At 34.9% G+C, this 23,811-nt stretch carries 19 protein-coding genes; 6 read left to right on the top strand and 13 right to left on the bottom strand.

The features are described 5' to 3' along the window. Positions 1-51 precede the first annotated feature (51 nt). Both APR43_RS03290 and APR43_RS03285 read right to left on the bottom strand, forming a co-directional pair. The gene (locus APR43_RS03290; protein WP_053471881.1) at positions 52-2,238 is read right to left on the bottom strand and encodes a family 78 glycoside hydrolase catalytic domain; all 2,187 of its coding nucleotides are present in this window, start codon (positions 2,236-2,238) and stop codon (positions 52-54) included. 436 nt (positions 2,239-2,674) lie between these two features. Next, complete coding sequence (locus tag APR43_RS03285; protein ID WP_053471882.1) at positions 2,675-3,493, bottom strand: AraC family transcriptional regulator; 819 nt, start codon at positions 3,491-3,493, stop codon at positions 2,675-2,677. A gap of 101 nt (positions 3,494-3,594) precedes the next feature. Between APR43_RS03285 and APR43_RS03280 the strand changes: the two genes are divergently transcribed. Beyond that, entirely contained in the window at positions 3,595-4,806 is a 1,212-nt protein-coding gene (locus APR43_RS03280) for an MFS transporter (protein ID WP_053471883.1), read from the top strand. 361 nt (positions 4,807-5,167) lie between these two features. On the opposite strand, the gene APR43_RS03275 is transcribed toward APR43_RS03280, so the two are convergent. After that, a complete protein-coding gene (locus APR43_RS03275) occupies positions 5,168-5,371 on the bottom strand; it encodes a SymE family type I addiction module toxin (RefSeq protein WP_053471884.1) in 204 nt (67 codons plus the stop codon). A gap of 163 nt (positions 5,372-5,534) precedes the next feature. Here APR43_RS03275 and APR43_RS03270 point away from each other — a divergent pair, with 163 nt between their 5' ends. After that, positions 5,535-5,750, top strand: coding sequence for a helix-turn-helix transcriptional regulator (locus APR43_RS03270; protein WP_053471885.1), 216 nt, complete (start codon positions 5,535-5,537; stop codon positions 5,748-5,750). Positions 5,751-5,762: 12 nt separating this feature from the next. On the opposite strand, the gene APR43_RS03265 is transcribed toward APR43_RS03270, so the two are convergent. The 5 genes from APR43_RS03265 to APR43_RS03245 form a co-directional block, all read right to left on the bottom strand. Next, positions 5,763-6,782, bottom strand: coding sequence for a hypothetical protein (locus APR43_RS03265; RefSeq protein WP_053471886.1), 1,020 nt, complete (start codon positions 6,780-6,782; stop codon positions 5,763-5,765). A 4-nt stretch (positions 6,783-6,786) separates the two neighbouring features. After that, entirely contained in the window at positions 6,787-7,275 is a 489-nt protein-coding gene (locus APR43_RS03260; RefSeq protein ID WP_053471887.1) for a hypothetical protein, read from the bottom strand. Between the two features lie 221 nt (positions 7,276-7,496). Then, positions 7,497-9,077: a sodium:solute symporter gene (locus tag APR43_RS03255; protein ID WP_053471888.1), complete on the bottom strand. Its 1,581-nt coding sequence runs from the start codon at positions 9,075-9,077 to the stop codon at positions 7,497-7,499. Continuing rightward, complete coding sequence (locus tag APR43_RS03250) at positions 9,074-10,138, bottom strand: Gfo/Idh/MocA family protein (RefSeq protein WP_053471889.1); 1,065 nt, start codon at positions 10,136-10,138, stop codon at positions 9,074-9,076. Before APR43_RS03250 ends, APR43_RS03255 begins: the two co-directional genes overlap by 4 nt. A 176-nt stretch (positions 10,139-10,314) precedes the next feature. Then, a complete protein-coding gene (locus tag APR43_RS03245; RefSeq protein WP_053471890.1) occupies positions 10,315-12,816 on the bottom strand; it encodes an L-rhamnose mutarotase in 2,502 nt (833 codons plus the stop codon). 421 nt (positions 12,817-13,237) lie between these two features. On the opposite strand from APR43_RS03245, the gene APR43_RS03240 reads away from it, so the two are divergent. Together APR43_RS03240 and pelA are read left to right on the top strand one after the other, a co-directional pair. Continuing rightward, positions 13,238-14,917, top strand: coding sequence for a glycoside hydrolase family 28 protein (locus APR43_RS03240; RefSeq protein WP_053471891.1), 1,680 nt, complete (start codon positions 13,238-13,240; stop codon positions 14,915-14,917). Positions 14,918-14,931: 14 nt separating this feature from the next. Further along, the gene (gene pelA, locus APR43_RS03235; protein ID WP_240514916.1) at positions 14,932-16,227 is read left to right on the top strand and encodes a pectate lyase; all 1,296 of its coding nucleotides are present in this window, start codon (positions 14,932-14,934) and stop codon (positions 16,225-16,227) included. Between the two features lie 203 nt (positions 16,228-16,430). Here pelA and APR43_RS03230 read toward each other — a convergent pair whose 3' ends face one another. From APR43_RS03230 to APR43_RS03210, 5 genes are all read right to left on the bottom strand, one after another. Continuing rightward, positions 16,431-17,261, bottom strand: coding sequence for an amidohydrolase family protein (locus APR43_RS03230; RefSeq protein WP_053471892.1), 831 nt, complete (start codon positions 17,259-17,261; stop codon positions 16,431-16,433). Between the two features lie 6 nt (positions 17,262-17,267). Continuing rightward, positions 17,268-18,065: an SDR family oxidoreductase gene (locus APR43_RS03225; protein WP_012026092.1), complete on the bottom strand. Its 798-nt coding sequence runs from the start codon at positions 18,063-18,065 to the stop codon at positions 17,268-17,270. Between the two features lie 180 nt (positions 18,066-18,245). Beyond that, positions 18,246-19,259, bottom strand: a complete 1,014-nt coding sequence (locus APR43_RS03220) for a zinc-binding alcohol dehydrogenase family protein (protein ID WP_053471893.1) — start codon at positions 19,257-19,259, stop codon at positions 18,246-18,248. Between the two features lie 216 nt (positions 19,260-19,475). After that, a complete protein-coding gene (locus APR43_RS03215) occupies positions 19,476-20,330 on the bottom strand; it encodes a fumarylacetoacetate hydrolase family protein (protein ID WP_053471894.1) in 855 nt (284 codons plus the stop codon). A 102-nt stretch (positions 20,331-20,432) separates the two neighbouring features. Then, positions 20,433-21,197 carry an SDR family NAD(P)-dependent oxidoreductase gene (locus tag APR43_RS03210; RefSeq protein ID WP_053471895.1) on the bottom strand — a complete coding sequence of 255 codons (765 nt, stop codon included), beginning with the start codon at positions 21,195-21,197 and terminating at the stop codon, positions 20,433-20,435. A 323-nt stretch (positions 21,198-21,520) separates the two neighbouring features. On the opposite strand from APR43_RS03210, the gene APR43_RS03205 reads away from it, so the two are divergent. Together APR43_RS03205 and APR43_RS03200 are read left to right on the top strand one after the other, a co-directional pair. Then, complete coding sequence (locus APR43_RS03205; protein WP_053471896.1) at positions 21,521-22,669, top strand: ABC transporter substrate-binding protein; 1,149 nt, start codon at positions 21,521-21,523, stop codon at positions 22,667-22,669. Next, complete coding sequence (locus APR43_RS03200; RefSeq protein WP_053471897.1) at positions 22,666-23,811, top strand: CaiB/BaiF CoA transferase family protein; 1,146 nt, start codon at positions 22,666-22,668, stop codon at positions 23,809-23,811. The genes APR43_RS03205 and APR43_RS03200 overlap by 4 nt, the downstream gene beginning before the upstream one ends.

Here is a 23,811-nt window from a genome sequence, read left to right as displayed (position 1 = left end):
CCTCGGAATGACAAACTCGACGCTATAAACTATTCACTAATTACTAATTACTCACAAAGCTTTATAACTCACTTTATACTCCACATTCGGTTTTACAATCAATTGATATTTATTTTTTGCTAATTCTGTAATCGTTCCAGAGTTTGTTTTTGGTTTAACTGAACTTTCAAAAATCAATTTTCCTTCTCCTTCGCCTGCTTTTACTTTGATTTCTTTAGTGTCGCAATACACGGCAACTTCTCCGTTTGGTGTTGGCACTTTTCCTTCCATCCATTTTAAACCGCCAAGATTTGGTTTAATTTCATATTCTGAATAACCTGGAGCAGTTGGTTTTACGCCCAAATAATATTTTCCTAATAAGTAAATCGGACTTGCGCCCCATGCGTGGCAAAGGCTTTTCCCGTAAGGACGTCCGTACATCGTTAAATGCTCTGTTCCTTTTTTGTTTGGATTGTATTCTTCCCAGAAAGAGGTTGCGCCTTCATTCAGCATTCCGCCCCAATAATCTTTCATTTCTTTTAAAACATAATTCTGTTCGCCCATTGCGCACAAGGCTTCCAATTCGTAAAAACGCATGTATGGTGTAGTGATTTGAAGAACATCTTTATTCAGCAACACTTTCTTTTTTACATTTTGTTTTTGTTCTTCAGTAAAATAATTGAAGAAAATACCGAACATATTAGCATATCTGGTTACAATATTTTGGATTTTACCGTCGATACGCTGATGCTTCATGACGTTTTCTTTTTTATCCCAAAACACATCAAATAATTTCGTTTTTAAATCATTCCCTAATTTTTGATATTGTTTTTGATCTTCATTTTTACCAGCAATTTCAGCACTTACAGCCATCGCTTCTAAACTTCTGGCTAAAAGCATTTGTTCAAAACTAACCTCGCCCGTTTTTGGAAGTCCATCTGCCCAATCAATAAAGACCCAGTCTCCTTCTAATGGTTCAAGGAATCCGTTTTTGTTTCTTCTTTCTAAACAGAAATCCATAAGCGATTTCATTCTTGGATAAAAAGTTTTGATGAATTTCGTATCACCTGTATGTAAGTAATAATCGTAAACACCTACAAACCAATAAAGCGAATAATCCATTATAATATTTACGTGAGCCGTTACAGGATCTTTTCCACGAAGTGCTAAAAGTGTTCGTTCTACCGAAGCCGAATCAAAGAATAAATAATAATTCATTAAATAACTTTGATAAGCGTCGCCAGACCAAACCCAGCGGTCGCGTTTAATTCCGTCTATAAAAAATTCACGAGACGTTAAATGCATCGTGTAAGCCGACACATCCCAAATTTTATTCAATTGTTCATCCGAAGACTTGAATGCGCCACGATAATCTAATGGCAGATATTCATAAAGCATCGAAATCGAATCGTATTTTACTCCTGCATCTGCTTGCACCTGAACATACCGAAATGCTTTCGAGCCATTATGTGTGTAGGTTTCAGATTGTTTTCCATCAAAAGATAAATGATCTAAGGTTTCACATTTGGCAGAATCTAACGCTTCTTCACGAGATTCACCATAATAAAGTGCTAGTTTGCCTTTTCCTTTTAAGCCGTGAATTTTAATGTAACCAAAAGTTTCTTTTCCAAAATCTACCAATTGGCCAGATCCTATCTTTTCGGTTTTCTTCGCACTTAAAGGTTTGGTTGTTAATTTAAACCCAGAAGGTTTATTTTCTGGCGAATTAAAATTCCAAGAACCAACTGGAACCCAAGGCGTCCCGGATTGCTGTGCTTTTCCAGTTTCATCTATCCAAAGTTTATCTTCGTTGGTTACTTTCCAAGAAGCATCAGATTTAACGTAATTACCAGCAATATAAATGGCTGGCAACACTTCCTGATTATAAACTTTAAAGGAAATTTTATGTTTTCCGGCAGGGACTGCAATTGATTTTGGCTGTCCGTAAATCTGAACGCCATCTAAAAGTAATTGAAAAGGTCCTTCTGAAAAGATTTTCACTTCATCTGGTTTTGGAATATCTACTTCTGTCTGAAAAGTGACCAAAGCGTAAGGGCTATAATATTGCCAAAGCGGTGGAAATACTGCCTCGCGTTCTGTGCGTCTTACCTGCATTTTATTGCTTAACCAAACTTCAAAATCTCCTGGATACCAGATCCATGTCGCTTCTTTTGGTTTTTCCTGCGCCGATATTTGAGAACAAGAAAAAAGAGCAACGAAAAGAAGTAAAGTCTTAAAAATGGAAAAGCGGTTTAGCATAGTTAGTCTATTTTGGGACTAAAGTTAAGTGTTCTCATCACATTTCACACCCTGCACTATCCTGCTATTTCATAAAAAAGAGTACTTTTTGATAATTTTTTAAGGGAAAAATTATGAGTTATTACTTTTTTAGTATTAAAAAAAATGATGTTACAATTTTATGGGACGCTTATGAGACAGATTCGCTATCGCGAAGATGCGGATGAAAGCGGATTTTAATTATTTGCTCTTTTTTGTCATTTCGACGAAGGAGAAATCTCCACGAGAAGCTCTACAAAGATTGGACTTTCGTTGCGGAGTTACTTGCGAAGATTTCTCCTTCGTCGAAATGACATTGATTGTGGTTATTTGGATAAAACTAAAAGAAAAATCCGTGTAAATCCGAGTCTTTACGAAGTAAATCCGTTTTATCCGCGTTCTAATTTAGGCTTACAATCTAAGCAATCATCCTATCAGATTCATTTTCATCTTCTAAAATATAATTAGAAGGCGTTTTTCCTAAATGCTTTTTAAACATATAAATAAAGGCACTTGTAGTTTCGTAACCTAAATTAAAAGCAATTTCTTTAATGGATTGTTTTTCACCTAAACGTTTTATAGCTTCCAATAATTTTAAACGTGTACGCCAGTCGCTGAAATTCATTCCCAGCTCTTTAATAAACAAACGAGACAAAGTTCTGGTGCTCATAAAAGAAAGTTCGGCGTAATATTCTATTGTGTTTTTGCTTGAAACATCATTCATTAAAAGTTCAACAACTTTTTGAAGTCTTTCGTGATTGGTTGTTGGCAAGAATGTGGCACTTGGCTCAATTAAAGCCAGTTCGTCTAAAAAAACGTCACTAATTCTTTTTTGAGATGGCGTAAGATTTCCTTCTACTCCAAAAGAAATGATTTTAAAAACCAACTGCTTTAAAAACATCGGAATATCAAATGAAAAACTGTTTTCTGGCAATCCTTCCATTGCAGAGGGATCGATAAAAACGCTGTAGTAATTAACGTCTTTCTGAAAAGTAACCTGATGCTCTACTCCGCCCGGAAGCCACAAACCTTGCAACGGATTCACAACCCAAATATGATTGCCCACCACAACATTCATTACGCCACGGGTTGCATAAATTAACTGACCTCTTGGATGCGAATGCGAAATACACATTTCGTTGGTTACCATTTCGGTATAACCAATAACAGGTATCGATGGATCAACTCTGTATCCATGTTCCTGCGCCATTCTATATGTCCGATATTGACTATTCATTGTCCAAATATAGCAATTCTGACATTAGTATTCTTTTAATCTTTGCAAAAAATAATACAGCTGTTGTTTTTTAATCTAATTTAAAAATCAAAAAATATCCCATGGACACTATTAAAGCAAATCCTGACATAGTTAAAAAAACCACTTATTCGATCTTATTCATTATCAGTTTTTCTCATTTAATTAATGATCTTTTACAGGCTGTTATCCCTTCTGTTTATCCATTAATTAAAGAAAATTTTAATCTTAGTTTTACCCAAATTGGTATTATTACTTTAACCTACCAAATGGTGGCTTCTATTTTACAGCCGTTTGTGGGAATGTATACAGATAAAAACTCTAAACCTTATTCGCTGATTGTTGGAATGTGTTTTACAATGGTTGGACTTTTTCTGGTTTCGATATCTTCAAGCTTTGTTTACTTATTATTATCAGTAAGTTTAATCGGGATTGGTTCTTCGATTTTTCATCCTGAATCTTCGCGTGTGGCGCATTTGGCTTCGGGCGGAAAAAGAGGTTTGGCACAATCTATTTTTCAATTGGGAGGAAATGCCGGAAGTGCTATCGGGCCTTTATTAGCTGCTTTTATTGTTATTCCGCACGGACAATCTTATATCGCTTGGTTTTGTATTATCGCTTTAGTTGGTGTTTTTGCTTTGTATAAAATTGCGATTTGGTATACGGCACATTTATCGGAAAGAAATGCGAATAAAGCTTCTCACCAAATCGAAACGCATCATTTGTCTAAAAACCGAGTAATTGCTTCGTTGGTTATTTTATTGGTTTTGATTTTCTCTAAGTATTTCTACATGAGCAGTATTACGAGTTATTATACTTTCTTCCTTATAGATAAATTCCACATTACGATTCAGCAGTCACAAGTCTATCTGTTCTTGTTTTCAGGCGCAGTTGCTGCAGGAACTTTGATTGGAGGTCCAATTGGAGATCGATACGGCAGAAAATATGTAATCTGGGTTTCTATTTTAGGAGTAGCTCCGTTTACCTTAATGTTGCCTTATGTTTCTTTATTCTGGGTTGGAACATTATCTGTAATCATCGGATTAATTCTTTCTTCGGCATTCTCTGCGATTTTGGTTTATGCAACTGAATTAATGCCTGGAAAAGTTGGACTTGTTGCTGGTCTTTTCTTCGGGTTTGCTTTCGGAATGGGCGGTTTAGGTTCTGCTATTTTAGGAAAAATTGCCGATGCTACAAGTATTGAATATGTATTTAAGATTTGTGCGTTCCTGCCATTAATTGGGATTATTACTGGATTCTTGCCGAATTTGGAGAAGAAAAAGAAGGTTGATTAATTTTTTTTTATGCCGCAAAGTCGCTAAGACGCAAAGTTTTTTTTTAATTTAAGATTTTAATTGCGTCCAGCTTTAGCTGGATGACAGATAATACAAAGCTCAAAAGGCTTTAGCCAAATTGTAGATATTTGGCTAAAGCCTTTCTATTGTTATAATATATTCCTCCAGTTAAAACTGGAGGCAACTCATAAAAAACTTTGCGCCTTAGCGACTTTGCGAGCAAAATTTTATCTGTGTATTTGCAATCTTTTTCAAAACATAGCACGTGGTTTCAACCACGGGAAACGTATTTTGATAAACGGAATGTTATGTATTGCGTCCACGTGGTTGAAACCACGGGTTATGTTTAGATAGATGATTTTTATTTTGCTTCAATTTCATTGTTGGTTGTAATAATGATTTTATTTTGCTGATGTTCAATCGTTACGAAATTCCCGTAATTAAAACCGATTTTCTGAAGCCATTTTCCGCAAAGACGAATTTCTGGAAATATAACGTATCGATGATATGATCTTGCAATATGTTTTGGTTGTATTTTTAATCGTCTTTTCGCTGATTGTTTCATTTTATTTTTATTTCATTAAAACAAAAATAGTAAAAATTATACTACAAATAATATTTTTTAGACACTAAATTATTGTTTTAGGGCAATTTTGAGTATTCTAAGTATTATTTTTATTATATTTAATTTATAAGATATTTGCATGATATGTCAATAAATCAACATTGTGTCGAAACTTAAGTTAAATAGAATAAAAGTTGTTTTGGTTGAAAACAATCGAACTAGTAAGGAATTAGCTAATCATTTAGGTAAAACTGTATCGACTGTTTCGCGTTGGTGTACAAATGAAGCTCAGCCTTCTATTGAAACACTTTATGAGGTTTCTAAATATTTGAAGGTTGATATTCGGGAGTTGTTGGTTTCTACTGGGAATAAATCATAAAAAAAACAAATTTTATATTGGTTCTGCACTCCCCCAATTTCTATTGGGAAAAACATCTCTTTTTGTTGTATATGAAAGCGTTCCTTTATTTTTATGAGTACTGTAAATATTACAATTCGGTAGATTTTTTTTAATACAACTTAAAACTGCTTTACGAGGATGCTTTATATTTCCTTCTGCTGAAATTATAAACATTTCTGGATCAAACTTTCCAATCCAATTTGTACTTATATTTCTTCGACTTCCATGATGTGGTAGTTGAACAAAAAATAAGTTTTCAGTACTAAATCCATTCTTTTCCATATCATCAAATGATTCTACTCCAGCATCACTTGTTAGTAAGTACCTTTTGTTATTACTATCAATTAATTCAATAACTGTTGAGGAAAGATTTTCTGGAGAAGCATCGTTTTTTTCATCAACAACTTGACAAGGTTTTAATAGTTCATCTGTTTCATTTACTTCTGTAAAAGATTTTGAATAATCAACTTTTTTGAGGAAATCAATATTTGTAAACAGCTGAACTTTAGATTTGTAAAACTCTCTTGATGGTGAAACAATCTTAACTTTATTATAATTAAAAACATCACTTAAAGCCTCTATTCTTTCAATATTGAATTTTTCACATAAGTCATTTAATTCTTGAATTTTTTGAAATGACTTGTAAAGATGCTCAATGTCCGCATCCTCTTTTCTTAATGCTGATTGTCTAATATTCTCTCGTAATTCTTCAGAAATAAATTTAACAGGATCGTTATAAATTCCCCAAGTCATTTCTTCTCCAAGTTCTTTGACTAATTCAATTAATCCATTTATGTGATCTGCATGTGGATGGCTATTTATAAAAGCAATCCTTCTGTTCTGATACAAATGAGGTTTGATCCATTTTTTGTAATGTGTGACAATCTTACTTCCAAAACCTTGATTTCCTCCATCAAGAAACAAAACAATGTCTGATTCATTTGGGTTTCTTGCCCAAATAACAATTCCATCCCCATCTCCAACATATACAAAATCTATTACAAAATCCATACTTTTAAGTATTAGCGTCAATTCTTTTTATTACATAATTTGTTTGTTTTCTATATGCGAACAAATAAATTATCGCAATAAAAATAAGAAGTAAATATTCTTGGGTGTTTTCAGAAAAATTAAACCATTTAAGATCAATAGAATAGTAAACTTTAGATAATATTACTAAAATAATAGTAGTCAATAAAACTCTAAATTTATTATTTACCTCTAATAATATTTCAAGTTTATTATCTTTCTTACTTGCATCTACAAAAAGTTTATAATCGCGAAAGGTTACAAATTTGATTTTTTTTAAAAATGGTTCAATATAAACAGACGATATTCTACTAATTGTAAGACCTATAAAATAATATAGAAAAACGTTAATTAGTAAGTTATCATGGGAAATTTTATAATTGGTAAAGTGATTGATTAAAACTACGAACAATATTCCTGGAAGAAGATTATTAAATAGGTTATAAGAGGATAGCTTGTTAAAAAAATCATTCATATGCTACATAATTTTTTAATATCTCTTTTAATAGTTTTCAGATAATAAAATTCGATTTAAGACTTAACATTTGGAAGCCCGTTGATGCAAACGTACTATTTATTCTTCGCAAATTAATACGTATTTACACGTGTTTTCAACATTCTTTATTTTATAAATATAAAAAAAAACGCTTCCTGTATAAAAGAAGCGTTTATATAAATTAGAACTAAGTAAATTATCTAATTCCCATTAAAAACCAAATACAAAATCAAAATCGTCAACCCCAACAACCCAAACAAAAGCTTCACCTTTTTACTCGTTTTAGGAATATCCCTTTCATCTGAAAAATTAACTTCAGGATTTTTATCGGTTAAAGAAATAATAACAGCTGTAATTAAAAGTACAGCAAAAATGTAAAATGAAATCAATAAAAAGTGAGGCCAAGCAGGATATTTATCGGCAGGGAAAATCCATAGATACAAAACCCCAACAAACAAACTAAAAGCCGAACCCCAAGAAAGTGTTGCATTTACGGCTTTTTTAGTCGTACGTTTCCAGAAAACACTCAAAAGGAAAACAACAGATAACGAAGGCGCCAAGAAACCTAAAACCGCCTGAAATATGTTGAATAAATTCTGTCCTTTTATATTGTCAATCGCAACGGCAATTAGAATGGCAAAAACACATCCAGCAGCAATTGTTAATCGGCCAATTCTAATTTGATCCTGAATAGTTGCCGTCGGGTTGATTTTCTTAACATAAATATCATTCGTAAAAACAGTGCTTAAAGCGTTTAACGAAGAACCAATTGTTCCCACCAAAACCGCAATCATCACACAGATTACCAAACCGTTCATTCCGCTTGGGAAAAGATTGGTAACCATTGTCATATAAGCCAGATCAGAATTGCTTCCTAATTCTGGATATAACGCATAACACAAAATTCCGGGAAGAATGAACAACGGCAAAGCCATAACTTTTAACCATCCGATAAAGTTTACGCCCAATTGTCCCTGCTCCAGATTTTTAGCTCCTAAAACACTCTGTACCATCGATTGATCAGTACAAAAAAAAGCAACCGCAGCAACAGGATATCCCAATAAAATAGCCGGCCACGGATAGTGCGCATCATCTGAAGGACGAACTAAATTCCAAAAGTTTGAAGGTGTTTTAGCAATTAAAACATCGATTCCACCCAGTTTTTGCAAGCCTAAAAAGGAAAGTGTCAATGAAACTACAATCAGCAGAATCATCTGAAAAACATTCACTTTAGCAATCGCTTTTAATCCTCCTGCAAACGTAAAAATTCCAGAGAAAATTACTAAAACCGTTACGCTCTGCCACATTGGAATTCCCAAAATCTGACGTACTAAAACGCCTCCGCTGAATAATCCTAAAGACAGCCAGCTTACTAATATTTTTACCAAAGCATACCAAGCCAAAATATTCTGCGTACTGTCGCCATAGCGTTTTCCCATATATTCGGGCATCGTACTTACTTTACTGGCAATATATCTTGGCGCAAAAACCATCGCTAAAAGCAGTAAAAAAACAAAAGCGTACCATTCGAAATTTCCTGCTACAATTCCCGTTGCGTAACCAATACTCGCAAAAGCCAATAATGACGAAGGCCCAACATTAGTTCCCCACATATTAAACCCGATGCTGTACCAGTTTAAGGAGTTTCCGGCCAGAAAAAGCGTTTCGTTTTTCTTTCTCTGCTTCATACTTACCACATATCCAATGACTAATAAAGCCACTAAATAACCCGCAACAATTACAAAATCGAGCGTGGTTAATTTATCGTAGATACTGTTCATAGTCCGTATTCGTTAAGAATATCGGCTATTTTAACCGGCATTCCAGTTTGCAAAGATTTATCCATTGCCTGTAATAAAGCAACGGTTCCAATTCCTTCTTCCATGTTTGGATAAGCTTCAAAACCTTGCTCGATACTATCAACAAAATATTCTAAATAATTCTGATATTCCCCACCATGATGACTTTGTCCTTCAAAACGGAAATAATATTTTATCGTGCTATCGCCCCAAGTAATTACTTTTTCTTCGCCAGTTTTATCAGTAACGGCATAGCGCAATTCATGATAATCAGCTTGACTTGCCCCTTCTGTAGCTCTTAAAATTGTGCTCATTCCACTGTCGCGTTGTGCGGGCTGAGTCGGCGAAGTATAAACACCGCTTACACGGGCGATTCTTCCATCCGTTGCTTTGAAGATAAAATGCATCGTATCTTCATTTTTTAAACCTGCTGATTGCCCATTACTGCTAATCATTCCGTAACCCATTACTTCCTCAATTTTTGGCAAATACCATCTGATGAAATCTACAGGATGACTCAAACCTCCGTACAACCATTTAAACGATTGCAATAACGACCATTCTTTCTTTAAAAACCATCTGTGATCAGCGTGATATTGAGCTTCTATTGTAATTAAATCTCCAATTAAACCTGCTTCGTAATCCGCTCTTTGCCTTTTGGCTGGTTCGAAGAAACGGGAACTTTGACCGATAAAAACTTTCTTTCCAGTTGATTTACTTAATTCTAAAAGTGCTGCGGCATCCGAAAGATCATCAATAAAGGGTTTGGTACAAACGACATGTTTACCGTGCAGTAAAGCTTGTTTTACATGTTGTGCATGAAGATGATCTGGCGTATAAATCGCTATAATGTCAATTGACGCATCGTTTAATAAATCGTCGTAATTGGTGGTGTACGAATGAAAATCGAATTCTTTTGCTCGCTGTTTACACAATTCTTCGTTTCTGTCGCATATCTTAACAAGTTCTAGTTTTGAACTTTCTATAGCGGCCGACATTGTGCTTCGTCCTTCTCCAAGTCCCAGAATGGCTATTTTTAACATGAGGTGTGGTTATTTTAGATTGTTGATTTTAGATTTTAGATTTTTTTTCTTGCCACAGATTAAAAGGATTTTCACAGATTATAAAAATCATTTTAATCTTTTTAATCTGTGGCAAAATATTTTCTGCATTACAAACCCGACAGGTTTTAAAAACCTGTCGGGTTTAACGTAACGTACTATTTCGCTTCTACTTTGTTTAAGAAAATCCAGGTTTCATCTGGTTTCGCGCCTTCGATTCCGCTTTGGTATTTTTTCATTAAGGCGTTCCATTCGTCTACACGTGGATTATTTTGGGTTGTTTTTGGATTTAGTTTATCCAGATTTTCTCCTTTCGGAATACTGATCACCAAAATCAATTGTCTGTCTTTTTTGAAAACCTGTAATTGCTGAAAATCGGCATTACAGAAACCCTTGGCTACTTCTGGCCATTTTTCAAATTGTGTTTTATGATACTCTACATATTCTTTTTGTAGTTTTTCATCAGCAGGAAGATTCGCCGTTAAAACAATATTTTCCCAGTCTGATGCTGGTTTTGAATCTTTACATCTTTCGAAGTTTTGGAAATCATAAACCAAATCATCATAGATTTTAATTTCTAAAGAAGGAAAAGCGCCTGCCAGTTTTCGCTTTGTTCTTTCTGGCTGATTCATTTTTCCGTAAATCACCAAATGATTTTTCCATTGATACAATTCCTGACCTACAATTCTAAATCCGGTTAAAGTCGATTTGATTTTTTCGATATCAAAATCAGAACCTATCAATTCAATTGCATACGGTTTTGGCATTTCCTGCAGTCCCCATTTTTCATCGATTACGACTTCTTTTTCTAAATCTTTATATGGTGCTCTAATTCCGGCAGCATCTTTTATTTTAGAACTTACATACGGATCATTATGCTCCCAAATATTTCCTTTTGGACCGTTATGATTTTTAAGGATTTTCTTTTCGGCAATCCAATTGTTTTTAATCGTAAAACCTTCACTTCCTTCATCGGTATACAAATACAGCCATAAAAACGGATCGTGTGCATACGGGCTATAGTAAACCTTATCAATATAATTTTCTTCAATTCGGCTGTTGGGCTGTGCAGAAAGCGTATAAATTCCTGCTACATCATGTAAATGTTTTGCATAATGATGAATTTTATTCGCCAGAATTTTATTGTTCTGCATTACGTTTGGCGTATGCGTCCAACCCCAGCCCATCGCCATTCCGGAATACGACACATCCGAAATTTCGTTGTGTTCAATGGTTATATTTCGAACAAAACCGGCACTAATTCCTAAAGTTCCCCAATCTTCATTGGTTACATTCGTAATTAAATTATCTGAAATCACTTCATCAGAACACATTTCTCTTTCATCTTTTATGATTAAAGGTAAATGCGCTTCAAAAGCTTCTTCAGAGAAAATCCCAACGTTGATGGCACTTCCGCCAATATCTTTAAATAAATTTCCTTTTACAGTATTGTGATTTGTTCCTTTATTTAAATCTAAACCAGTCGAAGACAAATGCTCAAAACGGCATGATTCAAACTGAATATTGTTGGCATAATTTACTTCAACCGCCGAACGTGGTCTTCCCACCCAAGCTTGATTTTCTAAATTCACCTGATTTGGTGTTCCTGGAACTTTTAATTTATAAGCGTCTAACAAATACAAACCAGACTGCAATGGCACATGACCTTGCTGTGAAGGACGAAGCCAATTGCTGTACTGAAATGAAATTCCTTTAAATCTAAAATGGCTCACAGGAGAATCGATCGTTCCTTTTACTTCAACCAAATTTTCTAAAACAGGCGCAGTTACAATTGCCGAATTAATGTCTTCTCCTGCTCTTGGAATATAATAGATCTTAGCATTTTTCTTGTCCAAATACCATTCTCCGGGTTCATTTAAAAGCGAAAAAGCATTGTTTAAGAAATAAGCTGAATTTCCATTATTTTTAGAAATCCACGGTGCAGGCCATGGGTGTTCGCTTTGAATACGACTTTCTGGTTCTTCAAACGAAAGTTTGGCGCTATCTTTTTGTACTTCAATATTTTTAATTCGAAGATTCGCAATCGACCACCATTGTACGATAAACATTTCCATTCCTGGTTCGTACTTCACTGATTTATCTTTAAACGGAATCCAACAAGTTTGCGATTCATGATCCCAAGACAAAATTCTGTCCATTGCATTTCCTGCAGTATTTTTGGCTCTAACGGCTTTTTTTCCGTTTACCCATAATTGTCTGTAATTGATGATTGAACCCGCTTTTTGAGGCGCATCGGCAACCCAAAATGTTCCTTTTTTACCATTTAAAATCCCGACTTTTTTCCAGTTTGTGATTTCAATTCCACCGCTTATAATTGGTTTTGCATTTACATCGGCTTCAATTGTTGTCGGACTTTCTGCTGTTCCAGAATCTTCTGGTCGTACAAATAAAGGTTCGTTTAAATAATACGTTCCATTCATTACTATGATTCGGATTCCGTCTTTAATCGATGGATCTTTTAAACGACGAAGTTCTCTGGCTTTTCGCATTGCCATTTGAACCGTTGCCAGCGGACTTGATTTTGTTCCGAGATTCGAATCTTTTCCTGATGTTGAAACCCAAATTTCTGCTCCACTTGCTGAAAGCGAGAATACCATCAAAAAAACGACTAGTAATTTGTTGAAAGGAATTAAACGCATTATTTTCTTTTTTTCATCATTAAACTTATCAGAAACTAAATTTAAAATACTAAATATTTTACATTCTGATTATTTTTAACAATTAAATTAAATATACGGCACAATTTAATCGAACATAAACAACTATGCATCCTGTACCCTCCTGTAATTTAATGAACATTCAGTTTTACAGATTAAATATGGAAAATTGACTTTTAAATATTCTTTCGTTTCGCATTCGAAAAAAGTTAAATTCTCAAAAAATCTATGATAAACTTATCAAAATTGTCGTTTCATAATATTTTTTTAATAGATTTGTGTAATCGATTACATTTATAGATTATAATTTATAAAACAGTTTTTTTATTCATTGAATAAAAAATTAACACATAAAAGACTTACTTAACATTCCGAAGAAAATAATAACCACAATATAATAAGAATGAAAACTAACCGAATTAACCTTGTTTGCACCGTTATAACCATTTTAATAATGAGTATATCTACAACAGGTTTTGCTCAAAAACTAAATGTTTACAAAAACATTGAATTTAAAATGGTAAAAATTAATGAGCCAAAAATCCCCACAAGAAGCGTAAACATAAAAGATTTTGGTGCCGTTAATGGCGGTTACGTTTTAAATACTAAGGCTTTCGCCGATGCTATTGAGGCTGTTTCTAAAAAAGGCGGAGGGAAAGTTATAATTCCTCCGGGAATCTGGCTTACAGGGCCAATAATCCTAAAAAGCAATATTGAATTACATGCGCAAAAAGGGGCTTTGATCAAATTTTCTACAGATAAAAGTTTATATCCCATTATTGAAACCAGTTTTGAAGGTTTGAATACTTGGCGTTGTATCTCACCTATTTATGGCAAAAACTTAGAGAATGTTGCCTTTACAGGAAATGGGGTTTGGGACGGTTCTGGTGAAGCTTGGCGACAAGTTAAAAAAAGTAAATTGACAGATGAGCAATGGAAGAAATTTGTCGCTTCTGGCGGAGTTTTAAATGAAAAGAAAGACAGTTGGTATCCGTCAGAACAATATTTGAAAGGTTCGAAAGGTGCAGATCAAAATGTTCGCCCTGACTTAAAAACTAAAGAAGATTTTGAAGCTATTCACGATTTTCTTCGTCCGGTTTTAGTAAGTATTCAAAACAGTAAAAGAGTTTTATTTGATGGACCTGTTTTTCAAAATTCTCCAGCGTGGAATATTCATCCATTAATGGTTGATGAATTAATTGTGCGCAATGTAACGGTTCGTAATCCTTGGTATTCCCAAAATGGCGACGGACTGGATGTTGAATCCTGCAAAAATGTTTTAATCGAAAATTCAAGTTTTGATGTTGGTGATGATGCTATTTGCATTAAATCCGGAAAAGATAAAGACGGGCGTGAAAGAGGTATTCCGTGCGAAAATATTATCATAAGAAACAACATTGTATATCACGGACACGGTGGTGTAACGGTTGGAAGTGAAATGTCTGGCGGTGTAAAAAACCTGCATGTTTCAAACTGTACTTTTATGGGAACTGATGTGGGTTTACGTTTTAAAAGTACTCGCGGACGCGGCGGAATCGTTGAGAATATTTATATATCAGATATTTTTATGACTGATATTCCGTCTCAGGCGATTTCGTTCGATTTGTATTATGGAGGAAAATCCATTGCTGAAACTTTAGCCGAAGGTGGAAATACAGTTAGCACAAAAGCAATTCCGGTAAACGAAGAAACGCCTCAATTTAAAAACATTTCAATCAAAAATATTACGATTAAAGGCGCACAGCAAGCGGTGTTTTTACAAGGTCTTCCCGAAATGAATTTAGAGAATATCGAAATCTCAAACTTAACGGTTACGGCAGAAAAAGGATTTTCAATTATTGATGCAAATGGAATCGAAATCAACAATGCGAAACTAGATATAGAAAACAGCAATGTATTTGAAGTTTACAATGTAAAAAATATGTCTTTAAAAGATATTGAATTCAATTCTACATCTTCTAAAGCTGTAAATATCAATGGTGAAGGAAACGCTAATATCGAATTGGTTTCTTCTAAAAATTTAGATTTTTCAAAAACAACGACGCTTGGAAATGATGTTCCAAAAGGAGCTGTAAAATTTTAATCCCAATTTCAAAAATGAATTTTATTAATAATTCAAAAGCAGTTGTTTTAAGTCTGTGTGCTTTTTCGTTTCTACATTCGAATGCACAAACTAACAAAGAGGAAAAATCAGAAATCAGTACAAAACCTTTTACAGATGGAACCAATCATTGGTATCACATTAAAGATGCGACCAATATTGTAAATCCGGTTCCAAATCAGCCGCAATATGCTGAAACGGATTATGCTAAAATCGCTGATAATATTTTGCTTTTTCAACGTAATAATGGCGGATGGCCGAAGAATTACGATATGAAAGCGATTCTGACTCCAAAGCAAATCGATACGGTTATTAAAACCAAACCGATTCTGCATACTACTTTTGACAATGAAACAACTTATACGCACATCAATTATCTGGCTCAGGTTTATACTTTGACTAAAGAGGAAAAATACAAAGACGGTGCATTAAAAGGAATTGATTTTATTTTGGAAGCGCAATACAATAACGGTGGATGGCCTCAATATTTTCCTTTAGAAAAAGGGTACAGCCGACATATTACCTTTAATGATGGCGCTTATATGGGTATTATAAATCTTTTAAAAAACATCGTAAACAACGATCCTGATTTTGAATTTATCGATGCTAAAACTCGAAAAAAAGTAACGGCTTCGTACGAAAAAGGAATTGACTGTATTTTAAAAATGCAGATTAAAGACGATGGAAAACTAACGGCCTGGTGTCAGCAGCATGATGAAATTACGCTTTTGCCTGCATGGGCGCGAAAGTTTGAACCGCCAAGTATCTGTAACGCCGAAAGTGTTGATGTAGTGCTATTTTTAATGGCAATCGAGAATCCGAATGAAAAGATAATCAACTCGGTGCAAAGTGCTGTAAAATGGTTTCAGGATTCTAAAATATACAATACCAGAGTTGAAAGTTTTAAAGCTCCGGAAATGGAATCTAAATATAAAAAAATCACCAATGATGTACGCATTGTAACCGATTCTACAGCACCGCAAATCTGGACGAGATATTATGAATTAGGAACTCATAAACCTTTATTCTGCGATAGAGACAGTCAGTTTTTGTATTCGTTGGCAGAAGTAAGCCGAGAGCGCAGAAGCGGTTATGCGTGGTATACAGATAAACCGGAAAAGGTTTTGAAGAAATATGAGGCTTGGCAGAAGAAATGGGATTCTGGAAATGATGTTTTGAAGAATTATGGATGTCATTGCGAGGAACGAAGCAATCTCACTGTAATAATCTACAAAGATTGGCGATACAGATTGCGGAATTTCGAGTGCGATTTCTCCCTTCGGTCGAAATGACAAACTAGCCCCCCTATCTTCAAACATAGCCCGTGGTTTCAAACACGGGAACACAATACGAAGCGTGACAATATTACGTCCACGTGGTTGAAACCACGGGCTATATTTGACAAGTTTATGAGTGAAAATCTTTGTCAAAGTTTTGAACTTTGACAAAGAAAAAAAATCTGTGAAAATCATTTTAATCTGTGGCAAAAAATCTCTTAGAGATTATAAAAAGCAACCGCATTTTCAAACCAAATCTTATTTTGATCTTCGATAGAAAATTTCGAAATATAATCTTCTAAAGTTTTTACAACCTCTTTATAATCAGAAGCTACATTTAAAACTGGCCAATCTGAACCATACATCAATTTATCTGTTGAGAAATTTTCAAAAATTATATCTAAATACGGTTTTAAATCTTCTGGTTTCCAGTTTTTCCAATCGGCTTCTGTGACCATTCCGGAGACTTTACACCATACATTGTCGTATTTTGCGATTTCTTCGATGCCGCTTTTCCATGAATCAATGCTTCCTGATTTTATATCTGGTTTTGCAATATGATCTATTACGAACTTTTGGTCTGGGAAATCTTTTACCAAACTTATCGCAGCCGGTAACTGACGATGAAAAATCAGAATATCATACGTAAAATCAAACTCTTTTAAAGCCGAAATTCCGTTGCGAAAATCTTCTCTAAACATAAAATCATCGGCCTCACCTTGTACAACGTGTCGGAATCCTTTAATGGTTTTATTCGAAGAAAAATGAAGTAAACGTTCTGATATATTATCTGCACGAAGATCAACCCAGCCTACGATTCCTTTTATAAAATCATTTTTTGAAGCCAGATCCACAAGGAAATTGGTTTCCTCTTCAGACTGACTTGCCTGAACTGCTACACAACCCGAAAACTTATTTTCTGTAAGTAAAGGCAATAAATCATCCGGCAGGAAATCTCTTTGGATTTTCGACATACTTTCATCGATCCAGCTGTCCCTAACGGGATCAAATTTCCAAAAATGCTGATGAGAATCGATTCGGTTATTCATCCTGAATTAGTTAACATCGTTGATTAAAGCACGATCTAAATGCACGTAACCACCATCAACAAAAACAAATTGTCCTGTTGTGTGTGATGAACGATCAGAAATAATGAAAAGCGCCGTATCTGCAATTTCTTCTGTTTTGGTCATTCTGCCTTCAAACGGAATACTTTTATTGATTTTCTTTAAAACGGTTTCTCCATCTGCCAATGTTTTAATCCAGTCTTCGTACGCCGGAGTATAACTTTCTGCAATAATAATCGCATTCGAACGGATTCCGAATTGAATCAAATCTACGGCCCATTCTCTTGTAAGTCCTAAAACTCCTCCTTTCGCAGCAGCATAACCCGAAGTTCCACCCTGCCCTGTTAAAGCTACTTTTGAACCAATATTCAGGATATTTCCTTTTGATTCTTTTAAGTATGGAAGCGCGTATTTAACTAACAAAAAGTAACTCACGACATTCAGTTTCAAAGAATCCATAAATTCCTCATAAGAAGCATCTAATCCTGCACCGTCATTTACACCAACATTGTTGATAACAGCATCGATTCTTCCGTATTTTGCTACGATTGTTTTTACAGCATTTTCGATTTCAACAGGATCAGTAACATCAGTCTGAACAAATAACGAATCTATTCCTCTTTTTTGGAAAGCTTCAGCGTAAGCGAAACCTCTTGCATTTCTGTCAACTAAAACCGGAATAGCACCTTCGTCTGCAATTCGGTTAATAATTGTTTCTCCAATACTGCCTTCCTTTCCAGCCGAACCGGAAACGACAACAATTTTATTTTTTAAATTTAAATCCATTTTTGTGGTTATTTAAAGGTTTAGCAATAGCTATATTTTTCTCAGTTTTGTCATCCTGACGAAGGAAGGATCTTCACAAGAAGCTCCTCATAGAAATTCGCCAATCTTTGTAGAGTTTCTCGTGGAGATTCCTCGTTCCTCGGAATGACAAACTGTGGCGTAAAATTTTTAACTATAATCTTATTCTATCTCAATTAACGCCTTGATTACATTATTTTTCGGGTCAATTAATTGTCCGAAATCCGTAATCATTTCTGAGAAACTCGTTCTGTGCGTAATGTATTTTTTAGGATCTATTTTACCTTCTTTCAAACATTTCATTACATATTCAAAATCTTCAATAGTCGCATTTCTACTGCTCATCAAAGTAGATTCTCTTTTATGAAAATCAGGATGACTGAAACTCAATTCGCCTTTTTGAAGGCCGACTAAAACAAATCTTCCACCATGCGAAATATAATTGAAAGCGCTGTTCATTACTTTCTGATTTCCAGTCGCATCGATCACTACATTCGCCATATCACCATTTGTCAATTCAGCTAATTTAGCGGCCACATCATTATTTAACGGATTAATAGTTTCATCAGCATTCAATTCGGTTTTACAGAAGTTTAATCGGTAATCGTTGATATCCATTACGATCACTCTTGCTCCCGCAATTTTAGCAAACTGAATCAATCCAATTCCAATTGGCCCTGCTCCCATTACCAAAACAGTATCTGTTGACTTAACAGCCGCTCTTCGTACTCCGTGCGCTGCAATTGCCAATGGTTCAACCAATGCCAGTTCATCATAATCTAATCCTTGACCGTGAAGTAAATACTGCTCCGGAATAGAAACATATTCGGCCATTCCGCCGTCAATATGAACTCCAAAAACCTTAATATTTACACAGCAGTTTGTTAATCCATTTCGGCACGCAACACAATTTCCGCAGTTGAAATACGGAATAAAAGTTACTTTATCGCCCGGTTTAAAACCTGCTGCATTTCCTTTTACATATTCTGCTGCCAGTTCGTGTCCCAAAATTCTGGGATATTCAAAATACGGCTGCGTTCCGCCAAAAGCGTGAATATCAGTCCCGCAAATTCCGATTATTTTTATTTTTAAGAGAACTTCACCGTCTTTTGGTTCGGGAATTTCTTTTTCTTTTAATTTAAATTCCTGCGGCTTTTCGCATACAATAAATTTCATCTTTGATTTTTTTAAAATACTCGTAGAACACAATTCGTGAAATTTTATTTAACACAAAGAAACATAGGTTTTTACTTTTTTAATAAGAAGACGAAAATAAATGATATATCATTTACACATAGCTATGTTTGTTATTGCAAGTGAAACGCCTTTTTTTGAGCATAGAATATCTATGTCTCTATCTGTTAAAAAAAATTATACTCAACGAGTTAATAATTACTTTTTATATGCAACTGCAGTCTGCTTGCTTGTACCCAAACCTTCAATTCCAAGTTCTACAACATCGCCCGCTTTTAAATAAATTGGATCTGGTTTAATACCCAAACCAACTCCCGGTGGTGTTCCTGTACTAATGATATCGCCCGGAAGCAAAGTCATAAACTGACTTAAATAATGCAGTAAATAAGGGATTTTGAAAACCAAATTCAACGTGTTGCTGTCTTGGTATTTTTTACCGTTTACACTCAGCCACATCGATAAATTATCAACATCTTTTACTTCATCTTTCGTCGCCAAAAATGGTCCAAGAGGCGCAAATGTATCGCATCCTTTTCCTTTTGCCCATTGTCCGCCGCGCTCGATTTGAAATTCTCTTTCGCTGTAATCATTCAATAAAGCATAACCAGCAACGTAATCTAGAGCTTCAGCTTCTTCAACATAACTGGCTTTTTTGCCTACAACAAATGCTAACTCCACTTCCCAGTCGGTTTTTACGCTGTTTTTCGGAATAATTACATCATCATCCGGACCGCATAAAGAAGTCGTTGATTTAAAAAAGATGATTGGCTCTGTTGGAATTGGAGCACCAGTTTCTTTACAGTGATCCACATAATTTAATCCAATACAGATTATTTTTGAAGGTCTTGCAACCGGAGATCCCAAACGTACACTGGCATCAACTTCTGGTAAAGAAGGATTGCTTTCTAATGCTTTTTGTAATATTTCTAAACCATTATCTTCAAAAAAGCTTTCGTTAAAGTCTGAAACGATAGAAGAAACATCATATCTTTTTTCATTAATTAAAACTCCTGGTTTTTCTTTTCCGATTTCTCCAAAACGTATTAATTTCATTGTATTCTTATTTTTAGGTTATTTTTTAAAAGTTGCTAAGATGCTGAGATTCTAAGATACTGAGCTTTTTCTTAGAGTTTTAACATCTTAGAATCTCAGTATCTAATTGTTTAATTTAATAAATCCTCCGTCGATTGGGTAATCGCATCCGGTGATGAATCCGGCTTCTTCGCTGCATAAGTATAAAGCCAAAGCAGCAATTTCGTCTGGTTTTCCCATACGGCCTATTGGCTGTGATTTAGACAATTTTTCGAACATTTCTTCTTCTTTTCCTGCGTAATTTTTAGAGATGAATCCATCAACAAAAGGCGTGTGAACCCTTGCCGGAGAAATAGAATTACATCTGATATTTTCATTTAAATAATCTCTTGCTACAGATAAAGTCATTGCCATTACAGCTCCTTTTGCAGTTGAATAAGCAAATCGGTCAGAGATTCCAACCCACGCCGCAATTGACGCCATGTTTAAAATCACACCACCACCTGAAAGCCTAAATTGTGGAATCGCGGCAAACAAACAGTTGTAAACTCCTTTTACATTTACGTCCATTACACGATCAAAATCAGCTTCAGAAGTCGTGTCAACTTTACCAATATTAGCGATTCCGGCATTGTTGATTAAGATATTAATGTTTCCTATTTTTTCAAAAGTCGCTTTAACATCAGCCTGACTGGAAACATTACACGAATACGAAAACACATTTCCTCCTGCATTTTTAATTTCGTCAACAGCATCCTGCGCACTTTCAATAGATAAATCAATAATATGAACTTCTGCTCCCTGTTTGGCAAACAAGACTGCAATTGCTCTTCCTATTCCGCTTCCGCCTCCTGTTATGACTGCTTTTTTACTTTGTAATGAAAACATTTTACTATAATTTAATATTTAAGAATCTCAATTAATGGAACCAATAATGTGGTTAATTTAATAAATGTAAAATACACAATTACAAATGTAATCGATTAAATATAATTTTGCATTTTATTTTTCTACTAATATAATAAAATGATCATTCTTTAATAAATTATAACATTTTTTATTTGCTTTGTAAAAAAATATGCCTTGTTCAAAACTTTTGATAAAAAAATCAATGTAAAAAGTTACATTTTCTTGCTCAATTCAATCTAATTCCTAATTTTGTAATTGTATTTTTTACATTTATTATTTTCTAAATACATAATTCAAGAAAAATGGCAGTATTAAAAGGCATAACGTGGAACCATACAAGAGGTTTATTACCGATGGTTGCAACGGCACAACGCTTTACCGAGTTAAATCCGGATATCGAAATTACCTGGGAGAAAAGAAGTTTACAAGAATTTGCAGATGCTTCGATCGAAGATTTAGCAAAACGATTTGATTTGTTGGTTATCGATCATCCATGGACTGGTTTTGGAGCACATACAAATGCTATCCTCCCACTCTCAGATTATCTGCCTGCCGATTATATTAAAGATCAGGAAATAAATACCGTAGGTAAATCATACGGAAGTTATGTTTTCAGTAATAAATTATGGGCTTTGCCAATTGATGCCGCGACTCCGGTTGCTGCTGCACGTTTGGATATTTTAGAAAAAAAGGGACTTGAAGTGCCTCAGACATACAATGAATTATTGGCTTTAGCCAAAAAAGGATTAGTCGCATTTGCCGGAATCCCGGTTGATGTTTTAATGAGTTTTTATATGTTTTGCTGCAGTTTAAGCGAAGCTCCGTTTCAGTCTGAAGAAAAAGTTATTTCTGTAGAAACAGGAAAAAAAGCTTTACAGATGTTTCGAGAATTGGCACAATTAATTGATCCGGCAAATTTTAACCGAAATCCAATTCAGGTTTACGAGGCCATGGTAAATTCAGATGAAATTGCCTACTGCCCTTTTGCTTACGGATATTCTAATTATTCAAGAGCAGGATACAGCAAAAATCTGCTTCATTTTTATGATTTGATTAAGCTGAATAATGCACCTATGATTAGTTCTCTGGGCGGAACAGGATTAGCGGTTTCATCTTTCAGCAAACATATTCCCGAAGCAATTCGTTATGCTGAATTTACAGGTTCATCACAAGTTCAGCAGAATATTTTTGCCGATAACGGAGGTCAGCCGGGACATTTGCAAGCCTGGAAAAATGACCGAATCAATTCAATAACAAACAATTATTTCAAAAATACTTTACCAGCTTTAGAAAGAGCTTTTCTACGACCAAGATATTCCGGACATATGTATTTTCAGGATCATGCCGGCGATGTAGTTCGTGATTATTTAATAAACGGCGGAGATGAAGAACTGGTTTTAGATGCATTAAATGGACTTTATACTAAATCCTTAAAATTGCAAAATTCATGAAACCATTAGAAGGATTAATTGTATTAGAGTTCTGCCAGTTTTTGGCGGGTCCTTCTGCCGGATTAAAGTTAGCCGATTTAGGCGCAAGAGTTATTAAAATTGAACGTCCTGTAAAAGGCGAAGCGTGCCGACAATTAAGCATTAAAGATCTTTTTGTTGACGACAGCAGTCTTTTGTTCCATACAATTAATAGAAATAAAGAATCTTTTGCAGCCGATTTAAAAAATCCAGACGATTTGGTTTTAATCAAAAAACTAATCGAAAAGGCCGATATTATGACGCATAATTTCAGACCGGGCGTGATGGAAAAAATCGGTTTAGATTATACTACAACGCTTACCATAAATCCGAAGATAATATACGGAACTATAACAGGTTACGGCGATAAAGGCCCTTGGGCAAAAAAACCGGGACAAGATTTGCTTTTGCAATCACTCTCGGGTTTAAGCTGGCTTAGCGGCCGAAAAAGTCAGGGTCCCGTTCCGTTTGGTCTGGCTGTCGCCGATTTAATGTGCGGGAATCATTTTGTACAGGGAATTTTAGCTGCTTTATTAAAAAGAGCCAAAACCGGAAAAGGTGTTTTGGTTGAAGTGAGTTTACTCGAATCTATTTTAGATGTTCAGTTTGAAGCCATTACTTCTTTCTTAAACGATGGCGGACAACAGCCTGAACGAGGTGATGTTAAAGGAAGTGCACATGCTTTTTTAAGTGCGCCTTACGGAGTTTACAAAACAGAAGACGATTATATTTCGCTGGCAATGGGCGATTTACTTTTCATAGGAAATACGCTTGGAGTTGATTTAAAAAAATATGCTGATAAACCTCTTTGGTTTAAAAAAAGAGACGAAATCAGAATCATTTTAGCTGATAAACTAGCCGAACAAAAAGCAGATTATTGGTTAGGATTACTTCAAAAACAAGGTATTTGGGCAGGAAAAGTTTTGAATTACGAAATTTTGGATCAACAGCCTTTTGTGAAAGAATTACAATTAAAACAAACCGTAAAAAATTCAGACGGCAAAACTTTGGTTACAACCCGAAGTCCGATTCAGCTTGATGGCAAAATTTTAAGCAGCACAAAAGCAGCGCCTAAAGTGGGCGAAGATAATTTAATAATACACGAGCAATTTTTAAACGAGTAG

It is taken from the genome of Flavobacterium sp. NLM (genome assembly GCF_002210235.1).
Lineage (GTDB): Bacteria > Bacteroidota > Bacteroidia > Flavobacteriales > Flavobacteriaceae > Flavobacterium > Flavobacterium panici.
Note: the sequence above shows the minus strand (reverse complement) of the source record. Positions and strands in the feature narration are given on the sequence as shown.

What these genes read in the sequence shown, in the direction of transcription:
- APR43_RS03265 (WP_053471886.1), bottom strand. Translation starts at nt 6,782, where the DNA reads ATGGATTTTGTAATAGATTTTGTATATGTTGGAGATGGGGATGGAATT.
- APR43_RS03255 (WP_053471888.1), bottom strand. Translation starts at nt 9,077, where the DNA reads ATGAACAGTATCTACGATAAATTAACCACGCTCGATTTTGTAATTGTT.
- APR43_RS03225 (WP_012026092.1), bottom strand. Translation starts at nt 18,065, where the DNA reads ATGGATTTAAATTTAAAAAATAAAATTGTTGTCGTTTCCGGTTCGGCT.
- APR43_RS03230 (WP_053471892.1), bottom strand. Translation starts at nt 17,261, where the DNA reads ATGAATAACCGAATCGATTCTCATCAGCATTTTTGGAAATTTGATCCC.
- APR43_RS03290 (WP_053471881.1), bottom strand. Translation starts at nt 2,238, where the DNA reads ATGCTAAACCGCTTTTCCATTTTTAAGACTTTACTTCTTTTCGTTGCT.
- pelA (WP_240514916.1), top strand. Translation starts at nt 14,932, where the DNA reads ATGAATTTTATTAATAATTCAAAAGCAGTTGTTTTAAGTCTGTGTGCT.
- APR43_RS03260 (WP_053471887.1), bottom strand. Translation starts at nt 7,275, where the DNA reads ATGAATGATTTTTTTAACAAGCTATCCTCTTATAACCTATTTAATAAT.
- APR43_RS03245 (WP_053471890.1), bottom strand. Translation starts at nt 12,816, where the DNA reads ATGCGTTTAATTCCTTTCAACAAATTACTAGTCGTTTTTTTGATGGTA.
- APR43_RS03205 (WP_053471896.1), top strand. Translation starts at nt 21,521, where the DNA reads ATGGCAGTATTAAAAGGCATAACGTGGAACCATACAAGAGGTTTATTA.
- APR43_RS03240 (WP_053471891.1), top strand. Translation starts at nt 13,238, where the DNA reads ATGAAAACTAACCGAATTAACCTTGTTTGCACCGTTATAACCATTTTA.
- APR43_RS03210 (WP_053471895.1), bottom strand. Translation starts at nt 21,197, where the DNA reads ATGTTTTCATTACAAAGTAAAAAAGCAGTCATAACAGGAGGCGGAAGC.
- APR43_RS03280 (WP_053471883.1), top strand. Translation starts at nt 3,595, where the DNA reads ATGGACACTATTAAAGCAAATCCTGACATAGTTAAAAAAACCACTTAT.
- APR43_RS03250 (WP_053471889.1), bottom strand. Translation starts at nt 10,138, where the DNA reads ATGTTAAAAATAGCCATTCTGGGACTTGGAGAAGGACGAAGCACAATG.
- APR43_RS03275 (WP_053471884.1), bottom strand. Translation starts at nt 5,371, where the DNA reads ATGAAACAATCAGCGAAAAGACGATTAAAAATACAACCAAAACATATT.
- APR43_RS03200 (WP_053471897.1), top strand. Translation starts at nt 22,666, where the DNA reads ATGAAACCATTAGAAGGATTAATTGTATTAGAGTTCTGCCAGTTTTTG.
- APR43_RS03215 (WP_053471894.1), bottom strand. Translation starts at nt 20,330, where the DNA reads ATGAAATTAATACGTTTTGGAGAAATCGGAAAAGAAAAACCAGGAGTT.
- APR43_RS03285 (WP_053471882.1), bottom strand. Translation starts at nt 3,493, where the DNA reads ATGAATAGTCAATATCGGACATATAGAATGGCGCAGGAACATGGATAC.
- APR43_RS03220 (WP_053471893.1), bottom strand. Translation starts at nt 19,259, where the DNA reads ATGAAATTTATTGTATGCGAAAAGCCGCAGGAATTTAAATTAAAAGAA.